Source organism: Leptolyngbya sp. FACHB-60 (assembly GCF_014695775.1).
Classification (GTDB): Bacteria; Cyanobacteriota; Cyanobacteriia; order Phormidesmidales; family Phormidesmidaceae; genus Nodosilinea.
Map to the genome: position 1 here is coordinate 1 of NZ_JACJOX010000014.1, position 12,565 is coordinate 12,565.

Here is a 12,565-nt window from a genome sequence, read left to right on the forward strand (position 1 = left end):
GACTATGACCAGGAGTTATACAAAGCACGGCATCTAATTGAGAACTTCTTTGCCAAGCTTAAGCAGTATCGAGCGATTGCTACCCGCTACGATAAGCTCGCAGAAACCTTTCTTAGTGCAATCTACATGGCGGCTGTCGTGATTTGGCTTAATTGATGACACGCCCTAGGTTCATTGAGTTGATTAAAGATCGTGAATGCTGCTTCATAACCAGCTAGAGAATCTTGGATTTTATCTTGCAGAAGATGTACTGTTGCTAGTTGAAGCCTTCCTACTGCTATGCTTCTAAGATTTTGTATTTTTTCGGATTCGACGATACCTTTTTCATAAATTTCAGCTGCTTGATCCAGTTGCCCCAAACTTACTAAGCAATCAGCTCGATCAAGTCTACTAACAGAGGCCATAAGTTCTCCCAGTTCATTTAATTCCTCAAATATTTTTTGGGCTTGCACAAATTCTTCTAAGCCAGCTTTAGGTTGTCCAAGCCTTTTTAGAACTCTACCTAGCAACCAATGAGCTTGCGCCAGATTATGAGAGACTCCAGTGTAGGCAGTTAGCTCTAGTGTTTTTACTTCTGATAGCAAAGCCTGAGCTTTCTGGAAAGCTAGATTTAGATTCCCTTGCTCCAAAAGGCGCTGAATTGTCTGCTTTTCACTATTAAAACGCGTATTGCTCCAATTTTGAATTACTACTACTGCCTGTTCTCGAACTGCTATGGTTCGAACTACCAGCTGGGGGCGATTCAGTCGAGCTGCCAGTTCCTCAATCTTTCCTGCGACGTCTACAACTTGTTTGGCAGTTGAATGATCTGCTTTGAATTGCAGCTCAAGTGCATCCAGTAAGGCTATTAAATTGGGTAGTTCAAGGAGTGTCAGGCTACAGGCCAGTTTGCTGTCGTTAAACTGCTGCTCATAGAGAAAGTCGATCAGTTTTACCATGGCTTGAATCCAGATAGTTGTTAATTTTGCTAGTTTCTCTGGAGCTTGTCTTAGCCTTAAATAAGGAGGCAGGGCTGGGTCAAGCCACAAATAGCCATACTCCCGATCTTCTGCCACCCCTACTTCAATCAGCATCAAACCTAAGGCTTTTGTGTGATCTGCATCAAGGTTCATTAACTGACCCATCACAAACAGATGAACTCCACCATGCACCACCGCCAGCCGATTCACCTGCTCTCGCACCTCATCGGGCAGCCGCCGCAGCGACAGCTCCACGCTGGCGTACAGCGAGTTCTCCCGATCGCCCGGATTCTCCGCCTCCAGCTTCGCCATCAACTGGGCCACATTCTGTGTCGTTGCCCGTACCCCCCACGCCACTTCCCTGGCCAGCAGCACCAGGGCGCGGGGGTGGCGGTTCACGGTTTCCACCAGTTCGGTAATTTCTGCCGGGGTGGTGGCGTTGTCGGTGGCGGGGGGCTCCCAGCCGTGTTGGGCCATCACCTGCTCTACTAGTTGAATCGCTTCCCGTTCGCTCAGCCGATCCAGTTCAACGGTGCATCGGGCTTTGGTAAAGGGGGCGGGCAGGCGTTCTCGGCTGGTGAACAGCAGGCGGCATCGGGAGTCGGCAGCGAGAAATTTTTGGCAGAGGGCCAGCAGTTCTGTCACATCCGCCACGCCAGCGGGGTTCTGTCCCTGGGCATCGGGCAGCACGCTTTCCATATTGTCCAGCACGATCACCGTGGGGAAGTCCCGCAGAGCGCGTTCAATGGATTGCAGGGCGGCGGCCAGATCGTCGCCATACTGAGCCACCAGGTAATTCGGCACCAGTTGCCCCCCGATGACCTGCAAAACGCCTTTCACATCCTGCACATTCTGGGGCTCCACGCTGACAAAGGCGGCCCGCTGGAACCGGCCCGACTGCACCAGCCAGCGGGCGAGTTCTGTAGTCAGGGCGGTTTTGCCCAGGCCGCCGCTGCCGCGAATTACGGCGTATTGTTCCTGCTGTAGCAAGCGCTCCAGGTGCAGCAGTTGGCGGCTGCGACCGACAAAATGGTGCTCCGGTTCTGGGGGGAGTTGGCCCAGTTGTACCTGCCGCCGCTCTCGGGCCAGGCGGGCCGCTGCTTCCCCCACGGTGACAGTAAAGAGCTGGGGGTCGGCTTCATCCTGGTAGAGCACGGGCACAAACCAGTCTTGCAGCTCCAGGTTGCCTGCTCCCATAATTTTGAAGCGGTAGGGGTCGCCGTAGAGGGCCGCTTGCCCCGCCAGCATGGCATCTCCCACCCGTTTGCCTTCCGCCAGGGTGCGGTAAAGGGGCTCCACAAAGCGGCGGGCGGTTTCCACCAGCACAGAATGGCTCATGGCCACCACAGAACCGACGCCTTCTTCCAGCAGCCGGGCAGCGACGGAGGCCATGGGGTCGTCGGTGGCCTGGGCGCTCTGACAGGCTTCCAGAAAAATCAGCGGCACGCCGTAGCCTCGCATTTCGGCGGCGAGTTCCGGGGCATTTACCAGTTCGAGTAGTCGCTTGCCGAGTTTTTGGCGATCGCGGTGGGCTTCAAAGCAGAGATACCCCAGCCCCACCCGTCGGTCATAAACGCCATGACCGTCAAAGTGGACGACATCGTAGGGTTCGCCTTCGTCCCTGGCCTGCTTCAGGGCTTCTTTCATGGCGGGAAAGGTGGAGGATTGCAGCATATTCACCTTGACCAGGTCTTCCCCCAGTTCCTCAACAGCCTGCACCAGGGCTTTGGCACTGATGCGGTGGTCGATATAACCCACTGGATTTCCCTGATCATCCGCGACTTCGGGACGAGGGCTGATGAGCAGCACTCGAATCGGAAGCTTTGCTTTTGTAACAGGTTGAGGCTCTCGATTCGGCAAACGACGCCTGACTCGCGCTCCGTTTGCCCCTTGAGACAGATAGCCTTTGCCATCGTGCAAAATCTCCCAGGGCAGCGAGAGCAGATCGCTGGCGGCTTCTCGGCACAGAGCGGCTTCTTCTTCGGGAGTGCCTTCCACAGGTTCGCCGTCTACCTGCACGGAAAAGCGGCGATTGCCGCTGGTGCGCCGCCATTCTGCTAACGGTTCGCGGGCGGTTTCGCCGCTAAGGGCAGCATCGTAGAAGGCTTTGCCCCAGAGGGGGAGGTTTTGCTCTGTCTTGGTGGCCCGTTGCTTAAAGACGCCCGTGGGCCACTGGTAGTACTTCTCGATGTACCAGCGAATGTCTTCAAGTTCCAATGGCCCCAAGGGAGCGGTGAAGCGGTAGCGACGGCTGGTAATCTCGCGGTTATGGTTAGCAGGGATGTAGGTGAGTTCGGCGATCGCTGTGGCGCGGCGAATGCCATCTTGCTCGGTGATGTGGGGGTCGCTGAGCTTAAGCAGTAATTCTTCAACGGGCTGCACCTGAACGATTTGGCCTTGCTGTCTATCCGTAGGCAGCTCTAGCCCTAGCCGGCAGCGATATCGGGCATGGCCTCGTTAAGGCCGCTAGGGGTGTCGTGAACGAAAATGTGAATGGGGTCGTTGGGGAAGAAGGGCTTGAGGATACCCCGCTGTACCCCCGGCAGCACTACGGGAATTACCTTGTAGCCATCGGTGCGTTCTTGCGCCACCTCTGAAGCCAGGCGAATTTCTTTTTGTACCCATGATGAGCCCAAGGCGTCAAGGCTGATCACCACCAAAAAATGCCGAGCGGTGCGAATGGCCGTTTCAATCGTGGGAGTTAACGCATCTCCGCCTGTGAGTTCTCGGGAATCAACCCAGGTAGTTTGACCGTGGAGCTCTAGCGTTTCCCGCAGCCGCTGAACGGTGGGGTCGTCTTTGCTGGAGTGGGAAATAAAAATATGGTCACTCATACCCCGGTTTACCCTAGTGAGGTGCCGAAAAGAGTTTGTTAGCTTCTAGCCCTAGCTCTGCGTAGATACACCAAAGATAACGGGCATTTTCCGGAAAGCTTTGCATCTGACCCTCCAGTTGCCCAATTCAAAACCCAAAACCTCCTGCCGCGTCTCACGACACTCCGAAAAAATGCAGATTCTCCTAACCTTATTGGTAAGCTGGAGGTTTGTTCTTCGATCGCAGAGTTGGGGCAGTAAGGCATGGATAACAAGTTGATGCTGATGATTCCGGGGCCGACCCCGGTACCCGAGCAGGTGCTGTTGGCCATGGCCAAGCACCCCATGGGCCACCGTAGCGGCGAGTTTAGCGCCCTGATGGGCGAGGTGACTGAAAACCTCAAGTGGCTGCACCAAACCCAAAACGACGTGCTGGTGCTCTGCTCCAGCGGCACCGGGGCCATGGAAGCGGGCATTATCAACTTTCTCAGCGCGGGCGATAAAGTGCTGGTGGGCAACAACGGCAAGTTTGGCGAACGCTGGGGCGAAGTGGCCCGCGCCTACGGCCTCGATACCCACGAGATTACCGCTGAGTGGGGCAAACCCCTCAACCCCGACGACTTCAAGGCTGCTTTAGACGCCGACACCGCTAAAGATATTAAAGCGGTGATCATTACCCACAGCGAAACCTCTACCGGGGTGCTCAACGATGTGGAGACCATCAACCGCCATGTCAAAGCCCACGGCGCGCTGATCATGCTGGATGCGGTGACTAGCCTAGGAGCTATCTCGGTACCGGTGGATGAGTGGGGTCTGGATGTGGTGGCCTCAGGTTCCCAAAAGGGCTACATGATTCCGCCGGGGCTGGCCTTTGTCAGCGTCAGCGCCAAGGCCTGGGAGGCTTACGAAACGGCTACCTTGCCCAAGTTTTACCTCGACCTCAAGCCCTACAGCAAAGGGGCGGCCAAGAATACGACCCCCTTCACCCCCCCAGTTAACTTGTTCTTTGCCCTGCACGCGGCACTGCAAATGATGCAGAAAGAGGGGCTAGAGGCGATCTTTGCCCGTCACGATCGCCAGAAGCGAGCCACCCGCGCCGCCATGGCCGCCCTCAACCTGCCGCTGTTTGGGGCCGACGACTGCGCTAGCCCGGCCATCACCGCCGTTATGCCCCAAGGAGTCGATGCCGAGCAAATTCGCTCGGTGATGAAGAAGCAGTTTGACATTGTCTTAGCCGGGGGCCAAGACCACCTGAAGGGCAAGATCTTTCGGATTGGGCACCTGGGCTTTGTGGGCGATCGCGACGTGCTGACCGCCGTTGCTTCCCTAGAGGCCACCCTGACCAAGCTCGGCTATGACCAGTTCACCCCTGGGGCTGGGGTCAACGCTGCGGGCCAAATTCTGCTGGCTTAGGCTCACACCTAAAGGCCCTGGCTAGATCGCTTGACGCAGGTTAGCCATCCGCTGAAAGCTGCCGGGGCCGCACTCTTTCTCAAACTCCAGCACAATCCAGTCCTGGCGCTTGCCGATGCGCTTGGCGCTTTTTTGCAAGTATTCGAAGTACTCCAGCATTTGCGTAGGCGTGGGCCGGGGGCCAAGGATGGAGCCTAAGCACCAGACATCCTTGGGTCGGCGACCGCAGTGCTCCCAAAACGATCGCTCGGCCCAGGTTGGCGCATTGCCACGCATGTAGGCGCGGCGGCGGTGGCTGTGGAACAACTCCATCAGGGTGGGAATGTCGTTGATCTGGTGGGCTTGGTCGGCGGAGTAAATTTCCACCATATCCTCCAGATTGAGCGGGCGCTCGGTGATCCACTGGTGACCGCAGTCGGGGCATTTGGCGATGAACGAGAGCACAATGCGCCCGCACTGGGGGCAGGGCTTCGTCGGCGGTGGATTGCCCCCCTCGTCGTCTTTTTGCTCTTGGACAGGCAAGTGGTAGTCCTTAATATCTTCAGGAAAGCCCAGGCGCTCTAGGTTGCCCGCCTGATCGAGAATAATGCCGTACTGCTTGCCCGACTGGGGCGAGATTCGCATCACCCGGCCAATCTGTTGCAGGTGTAGGGCGCTCGACTGGGTGGGTCGCAGCATCAGCCCTACCTCTACGCTGGGCTCGTCAAAGCCGATGCTGATCACATTGCAGGAGGTCAGTACCAGAATCTTTTCTTCCCGCAGCTCGCTGTACATGCGCTTGCGGTCTTTAATCGGGGTGCCGCCTTCTACCGTGTCGGCGGTGATACCCACCGCACGAAAGGCCTCGGCAACGTGGCGGGCGTGCTCGATATCCACACAAAAGGCGATGGTGCGCTTGCCGGGGCAGAGGCGCTGCCACTCGCGGACGATTTTTTCGATCAGCTCGGGGCGATCGCAGGCATTCTTCAGCCCGATCTCGTCGTAGTCGCCTCGCACGGTCTTCACTTCTTTCAAGTTGGCGACTCCATCCGGCGGCATGCTGTAGTACTTCATGGGGGCTAAAAAGCCCCGCTGTTGCAGGTCGCTGGGCACGGGCGAGGCCACCAGAGTATCCATAAAGTCGCCGAGCTGCTCTTTGCCCAGACGCTTGGGGGTGGCGGTCATCACCAGGTGCCAGGCATCGGGAAACGTTTTGAGCACTTTTTTGCCCACCTGACTAAACAGGGTAATGTGACCCTCGTCGTAGAACACCACATCCGCAGGCCACTGCTTCCACCACTGCCGCTTTGACATGGTTTGAATGCTGGCGATCTGAATGGGGGCATCGCGGTTCTCTTCCCAGCCCGCTTTGATAAATCCGCAGTTGAGCCCAAAGGATTCCATCTTTTCGTAGGTCTGGCCCACTAGCACATCCAGATGCACCAAAAACATTAGCCGCTTGCCCGCCCGCTCGGCATGGGCGCAGATTTGCCCGCTGATCACGGTCTTGCCTGCCCCGGTGCCGGCGACGATCGCTACCCGCTTGTGCCCTTCGTTGAGCTTGCGGTAGAGATCGTTAATTAGGTCAACCTGGTAGGGGCGCAGTTGGGGCGGCATGGGGGAGTGGGCGGGTGAATGGGTGGATGGGTCGATGGGTGGCGGGCGACGGGTGGTGGTTCAAGGTTTACGGTGTAAGGCAGAGACGTAAACTCTCTTCCCCTGATACCCGATACCCAACACCTTATAGATAATAAACGGGTACTACCTTCTGTCCTCGCGATCAAGAGCGCCAATGGCAACGGCGCTACCATGCAGGTAGCTAAATCCAGGGACGGGCGCTTGAGCATGGAAACTCGCAAGTTGGGCAACACCGATATCGAGATCACGCCGTTGATTTTTGGCACTTGGCAGGCGGGTAAGAGCGGCTGGGTCGGGATAGAAGACCAGGATGTGATTGACGCGATGCGGGCGGCCCTAGAGGCGGGGATAACCACCTTCGATACGGCAGAGGTCTACGGCAACGGCTGTTCTGAGGAACTGGTGGGCAAGGCGCTGGGGGATCGACGCGACCAAGTGGTGCTCGCCACCAAAGTTTTCGCCAACCACCTCAAGGCCGACCAGGTGATTGAGGCCTGCGAGCAGTCTCTCCAGCGCATGCAGACCGATGTGATCGACCTCTACCAGATTCACTGGCCGTCGGGGGCGTTTAAGAGCGAGGTCGTGCCCATTGGCGAAACCATGGGGGCGCTAAACCAGCTGAAGGAGCAAGGCAAAATTCGCGCGATCGGGGTGTCGAACTTTTCGAAGGCACAGATTGAGGAGGCCACGCAGTATGGCCAAATCGATAGCCTCCAGCCGCCCTATTCTCTCTTTTGGCGTGGGGTAGAGACTGAGCTATTGCCCTACTGCGTAGAAAACAACCTGACGATCCTTTCCTATTCATCCCTAGCCCAAGGGCTGCTCACCGGTAAGTTTGGCCCCGACCATCACTTTCCCAAGGAAGACATTCGCAGCAAAAACAAGCTGTTTCAGCCGCCAATTTACGGCAAAGCCCAAGCGGCCTTAGAGAAGCTGCGCCCCATTGCCGAGCGTTACAACACCACGTTGGGGAATTTGGCTCTGGCCTGGCTGATTGCCCAGCCTCAGACCACTTCGATCGTCGGGGCGCGTAACACTGAGCAAGCTGTAGAAAATGCCAAGGCCGCAGCGCTTTCGCTCTCTGCGGACGACTTGGCGGCGATCGACGGCATCAGCCGCACCGTAACCGATCACCTGCCCGCCGATCCAGTAATGTGGGCTTTTGGGTAAAGTACTTCCTTTACGTTGGTGCTCCCTGTGCCTGTTCTCCTTTGTCTTTCTTAAATGGCTGGCTGTTCATTCTCCTGGTCAACTTTCTGTTTTCCCATAGCCAGACTTGCCCTCAGAAAACGCCTAGGCGATCGCCTGAGAGAGTGTATTACAGTAGTCGGTGATGAGTTCCAAACGTTCTCTCCTTGTCAACCCATGAAAGTTCCGTTCTTTAGTCGTCTCTACAACGGCCTGCTGAAGCATCCCCGCTACCGCTGGGTCGTTATGGGCGCCTCGCTCATCTACCTGGTGAGCCCTATCGACATTTCTCCCGACTTTATTCCCGTAGCGGGCTGGATTGACGATGGTGTAGTCGCGACTCTGCTGGCCACTGGCATTACTCAGGTCTTGCTCGATCGCCGTCAGACTCTAAAAGACCAAAAAATTCTGGCTAAAGATCCCAAAGCCATTGCCCTTTCTACCGATTCTGAGAACGCTTGATGGACTGGCTGCTCGACCCGCTGAACTACGACTTTATGCGTCAGGCGCTGCTGGCCAGCCTGCTGGTGGGCATTCTCTGCCCAGTTGTTGGCACCTATCTAATTGTGCAGCGCATGGCCATGCTGGGGGATGTGGTAGCCCACGGAGTGCTGCCAGGACTGGCGATCGCCAGCTTTTTTAACCTCCCCATCCTGCTGGGAGCCTTTACCATGGGCCTATTTAGCACCGCCGTCATCGACTGGATTCGCAGCCAGTCGCGCATTAAAGTTGATACGGCGATGGCCATCACCTTCTCTACCTTTTTCTCCCTAGGCATTACCCTGCTGACAGTGTTTCGCAGCCGCGTTTCCCTAGAACAGCTGTTGTTTGGCGACATTCTTAGCATTAATCCCAGCGATGTCTGGCAAATCGCCCTAATTGCTGGACTAGTGCTCATGGGAGTGGCACTATTTTACAAAGAACTGCTGTTCTTCACCTTCGACCCCCTAGGGGCCGAAGCTTTAGGTTTACCCGTTAACACCATTAACCTGGGCCTAATGGCAAGCATTACCCTAGCCATCATCGCTGGCATGAAAACCGTAGGCGTCATCCTTGTCGTTGCCCTTATGGTAGGCCCCGCCGCCACGGCTTACCTGCTGGTCAAGGAACTCCACTGGATGATGATCCTAGGCGCAGCCCTAGGCGTACTTTTTGGGATCGTGGGCATGTACAGCAGCTACTATTTGGATATTCCGTCGGGGCCTGCGATCGGTCTGACCGTGTTTGCAGGGTTCTTGCTGGCGCTGCTGTTTAGCCCTCGCCAGGGAATTGTAGGGCGATGGGTTAGCGGCAATACCTAAGCAGTCACCGGGTACCTAAACCACCCCGATTGGTGTCCACCTCTGCTAGCTGGGTAAGAGCCAAGTTGCGGTATGGTGTCTGTGGTTTAAGTCTTATTGTTAAGGTAGCTACGGTGGCGATTGTCCTGACCCCCCTGAAAGCCCTATGGCGCAAGAAAACTTTAATCAAGCGTTGGCTGCCGCTGGATGATACCCAATGGGCAAAGCTCAATTTACTCAAAACCTTAGTTCAGCGAGACTTAGAGGCGCGCTATAAAGGCTCTATTTTAGGCAAGCTTTGGCCCTTGCTCAACCAAGTGTCCCAGCTGCTGATCTATACCTACGTGTTTGGGGTCGTGCTTCAGCTTAGGCTCAGTTTGGCGGGATTACCGGAAGACAATTCTTTCGTCTTTGGGCTATGGCTGTTTGCCGGTTTGCTTCCCTGGCTAGCCTTTAGCGGCGGACTATCCCAAGCGGCTACGTCAGTTATTAACCAATCTAATCTGGTCAAGAAGGTTGTCTTTCCTCTTACCCTGCTGCCCCTAGTGCCAATTCTCTCTAGCTTTATTGAAAGCACCTTGGGCCTCATGGCGCTGATCACCTTCGTGGTGCTAGCCACCCAAAAGCTGCATCCAACCCTACTCTTGTTGCCTCTAGTATGGCTACCCCAGCTCTGTCTGACCGCTGGCCTGGGGTTTTTAACTGCCGGGCTGTCAGTATTCTTACGCGATATTCCTCAAACCCTAGGGGTTATTCTCAACCTATGGTTCTATGCCACACCTCTCATTTATCCAGCTAACATGATTCCCCAGCCATTTCAAAGCTGGGTATTTTGGCTGAACCCTATGGCAGCTATAGGCGAGCTATACCGGGATATGATTTTAACGGGCACTGTGACCCACTGGAACGAGTGGGCTGTAGCGACAATTGTATCCATACTGATTTTGCTAGGGGGCTTCTGGTGTTATCGAAAACTGCGACCCGCTTTTGCTGATGTACTGTAGTGCGATCGCAAAAAACACGATCTGGGAGAATTAGCCGTGCTTTTTGTAAGCATTGTGGTCTGTGATCTTGCCAGAGCGTGACAACTCCAACATTGAGGTTTGGCTGATCTCACCTTCTATCAAGATAAAGCAACCAGAGGCAGAGAAACTAACATAACAGAGCCTCAGCCGAGAGAACTAAAGGCACCGCCGAATGTTCACGGCATGAATAAGGTAGGCGTTAGCGGTAATTGGACTACATAGGAAGGACTTTGAGGAGCAATGACTAAGGAGATTGTGATTTCGCTACAAAATGTATCCAAGGTGTATAAGCGATATCATCAGCCTGTAGATCGTTTGAAGGAAATTTTGCTGCCTGGAAAGCCCAGAGCAGAAGAGTTTTGGGCACTGCAAAATGTCAACCTGGAAATCGCTCAGGGCGAGTCGTTGGGCATCATTGGCCGAAATGGGTCGGGCAAAAGTACCTTGCTGCAAATTATTGCAGGCACCCTCACCCCAACAACGGGGGAGATGAAGGTCAACGGACGAATGTCAGCGCTACTGGAGTTGGGCAGCGGGTTTAATCCAGAATTCACAGGACGGCAAAACGTATTTTTTAATGGCCGCCTTTTGGGATTAACCCAGGAAGAAGTTGAGGGTAAGTTTGATGAAATTGCTGCCTTTGCTGACATCGGTGATTTTCTTGATCAGCCAGTCAAAACTTACTCTAGTGGTATGTTTATCCGCTTGGCCTTTTCGGTAGCGGTTAACGTTGATCCTCAGATCCTGATTGTAGACGAAGCTCTAGCCGTAGGAGATGTTTTTTTTCAGCAAAAGTGCTTTGGCAAAATGCGGCAGCTAAAGGCATCGGGTAGCAACTTACTATTTGTCTCTCATGATTCCTCGGCAATCTACAAACTCTGTAGTCGGGCAATACTTTTAGAAAATGGGCACCTAATTCTAGATAGTCAGCCGAGGCAAGTGATCGATTTATACGAAGCCAAAGTCTTGAAAGAAGCAGATCAAGACTCTGGCTCCCTAGACATCAACGTGATTTTTGAAACGAATCAACCCAAAGATAATCCTGACCTACAGGATGTAATTGAGGGAATGCCAGAGAACGTAGAAGAGATAAAACTTCATCGATCAGACGTTACTATCCGCTCGGTTCAGCTTTTGGATGCTGACGGAAAAACCATTCAAACCCCTGCTATTGACCAGCCTGTTAGGCTGGCGATAAATCTACAGTTTCACAAAGCCTTTGAAGATCCGCACGTTGGATTTAAGGTTCGAGATCGCACAGGCTTAGACTTGTTTATGACGAACACCTACATCATGAACAAATCATTAGGGGCAGTTACAGCTGGTGAAATTATAGAAATAAGCTTTAGCTTTTCTGTCTCTATAGCTGAAGGCGATTATACAGTAACCATTGGCGTAGCTGATGGTGGCTACGGTGAAGGCTCATTTCGCACGACTCTTATTTATGCACACAACGCCCTGTCCTTTAAAGTGCTACGAAACCCTGAGGAACCAGTATGGTTTGGAATTGCTAACCTACGGCCAAAGTTGACATTAAAGCGGAGTCAATCAACAATTTCTCATTCGAATGAGATCCCATCACTAGAAATAATTACCCCATTGTCGTCAGCTAGGACTTATATAGACGATCAGCTGTTCGCCTTACTTCAGCCATACACGCTGTGTAGCCGTGGTCGCCTTGAAAATATGGCCCAACTTTCCGCGCAACTCAACAACCAAAATATACCTGGCGACTTTGTTGAATGTGGAACGTATAAAGGTGGTTCTGCGGCTCTACTTTCAAAATTTTTGAATTTGGGGCGGCAGCTTTGGTTATACGACAGCTTCCAGGGAATGCCATCAACCTCTGCCAAAGATGGAAAAGATGCCGCCGATTGGGTCGGAAAATGTGTGGCTGAGATCAGTGATGTCAAAGAAATCTTAGGCTATGTATCTGCGCCCTTAGAGAAATGTCATATCAAGCCAGGTTGGTTTCAAGAAACGTTCCAGCAGCCTTTACCAGAACAGGTTGCACTGCTACACTGCGATGCTGATTGGTATGAGTCAGTTATTCTTGTTTTGAACACGTTCTATGATCGCATTCCAAGGGGGGGATGCATTGTTCTCGATGACTTTGGCTATTGGGAGGGATGCCGGGAAGCCTTCTATGAGTTTTGCAAGCAGCGAGATGAGAAACCCCTGTTAGAGCGTGTTGGCTCAACTCAAGCATACTGGATTAAAACTTAATTACGCGATTGTTAAGCGCCATATTGAGACTCTCCTTATCATAT

Annotated in this window: 9 protein-coding genes and 2 pseudogenes; 8 read left to right on the forward strand and 3 right to left on the reverse strand. The window is 53.9% G+C overall.

What is annotated here, in order from left to right:
• A partial coding sequence (locus H6F57_RS03640) for a transposase (RefSeq protein ID WP_190507635.1) occupies window positions 1-156 on the forward strand: 156 nt, incomplete at its 5' end.
• Here the strand turns inward: H6F57_RS03640 and H6F57_RS03645 are convergent.
• Window positions 123-3,341, reverse strand: coding sequence for a CHAT domain-containing protein (locus tag H6F57_RS03645; RefSeq protein WP_199289507.1), 3,219 nt, complete (start codon window positions 3,339-3,341; stop codon window positions 123-125). The two genes, H6F57_RS03640 and H6F57_RS03645, sit on opposite strands and share 34 nt — an antisense overlap.
• A gap of 44 nt (window positions 3,342-3,385) precedes the next feature.
• Window positions 3,386-3,793 (reverse strand): toll/interleukin-1 receptor domain-containing protein, encoded by a 408-nt coding sequence (locus H6F57_RS27440; RefSeq protein ID WP_199289508.1) that lies wholly within the window; start codon window positions 3,791-3,793, stop codon window positions 3,386-3,388.
• Between the two features lie 243 nt (window positions 3,794-4,036).
• Between H6F57_RS27440 and H6F57_RS03650 the strand changes: the two genes are divergently transcribed.
• Window positions 4,037-5,185 (forward strand): alanine--glyoxylate aminotransferase family protein, encoded by a 1,149-nt coding sequence (locus H6F57_RS03650; RefSeq protein ID WP_190625056.1) that lies wholly within the window; start codon window positions 4,037-4,039, stop codon window positions 5,183-5,185.
• Window positions 5,186-5,206: 21 nt separating this feature from the next.
• On the opposite strand, the gene H6F57_RS03655 is transcribed toward H6F57_RS03650, so the two are convergent.
• Window positions 5,207-6,781 (reverse strand): DEAD/DEAH box helicase, encoded by a 1,575-nt coding sequence (locus H6F57_RS03655; RefSeq protein ID WP_190625057.1) that lies wholly within the window; start codon window positions 6,779-6,781, stop codon window positions 5,207-5,209.
• A gap of 228 nt (window positions 6,782-7,009) precedes the next feature.
• Between H6F57_RS03655 and H6F57_RS03660 the strand changes: the two genes are divergently transcribed.
• The 6 genes and pseudogenes from H6F57_RS03660 to H6F57_RS28270 all read left to right on the forward strand — a co-directional run.
• Entirely contained in the window at window positions 7,010-7,972 is a 963-nt protein-coding gene (locus H6F57_RS03660) for an aldo/keto reductase (protein WP_190625058.1), read from the forward strand.
• Window positions 7,973-8,167: 195 nt separating this feature from the next.
• Window positions 8,168-8,452: a YkvA family protein gene (locus H6F57_RS03665; RefSeq protein WP_190625059.1), complete on the forward strand. Its 285-nt coding sequence runs from the start codon at window positions 8,168-8,170 to the stop codon at window positions 8,450-8,452.
• Window positions 8,452-9,291: a metal ABC transporter permease gene (locus H6F57_RS03670; protein WP_190625060.1), complete on the forward strand. Its 840-nt coding sequence runs from the start codon at window positions 8,452-8,454 to the stop codon at window positions 9,289-9,291. The genes H6F57_RS03665 and H6F57_RS03670 overlap by 1 nt, the downstream gene beginning before the upstream one ends.
• 134 nt (window positions 9,292-9,425) lie before the next feature.
• The gene (locus tag H6F57_RS03675) at window positions 9,426-10,274 is read left to right on the forward strand and encodes an ABC transporter permease (protein ID WP_190625115.1); all 849 of its coding nucleotides are present in this window, start codon (window positions 9,426-9,428) and stop codon (window positions 10,272-10,274) included.
• A 261-nt stretch (window positions 10,275-10,535) separates the two neighbouring features.
• Window positions 10,536-11,819: pseudogene (locus H6F57_RS28265) on the forward strand (ABC transporter ATP-binding protein); the annotation flags it as partial.
• Between the two features lie 138 nt (window positions 11,820-11,957).
• Window positions 11,958-12,521, forward strand: a pseudogene (locus H6F57_RS28270) (TylF/MycF/NovP-related O-methyltransferase); the annotation flags it as partial.
• Between the last annotated feature and the right edge of the window lie 44 nt (window positions 12,522-12,565).

What these genes read in the sequence shown, in the direction of transcription:
- H6F57_RS03655 (WP_190625057.1), bottom strand. Translation starts at nt 6,781, where the DNA reads ATGCCGCCCCAACTGCGCCCCTACCAGGTTGACCTAATTAACGATCTC.
- H6F57_RS03670 (WP_190625060.1), top strand. Translation starts at nt 8,452, where the DNA reads ATGGACTGGCTGCTCGACCCGCTGAACTACGACTTTATGCGTCAGGCG.
- H6F57_RS03650 (WP_190625056.1), top strand. Translation starts at nt 4,037, where the DNA reads ATGGATAACAAGTTGATGCTGATGATTCCGGGGCCGACCCCGGTACCC.
- H6F57_RS03665 (WP_190625059.1), top strand. Translation starts at nt 8,168, where the DNA reads ATGAAAGTTCCGTTCTTTAGTCGTCTCTACAACGGCCTGCTGAAGCAT.
- H6F57_RS27440 (WP_199289508.1), bottom strand. Translation starts at nt 3,793, where the DNA reads ATGAGTGACCATATTTTTATTTCCCACTCCAGCAAAGACGACCCCACC.
- H6F57_RS03660 (WP_190625058.1), top strand. Translation starts at nt 7,010, where the DNA reads ATGGAAACTCGCAAGTTGGGCAACACCGATATCGAGATCACGCCGTTG.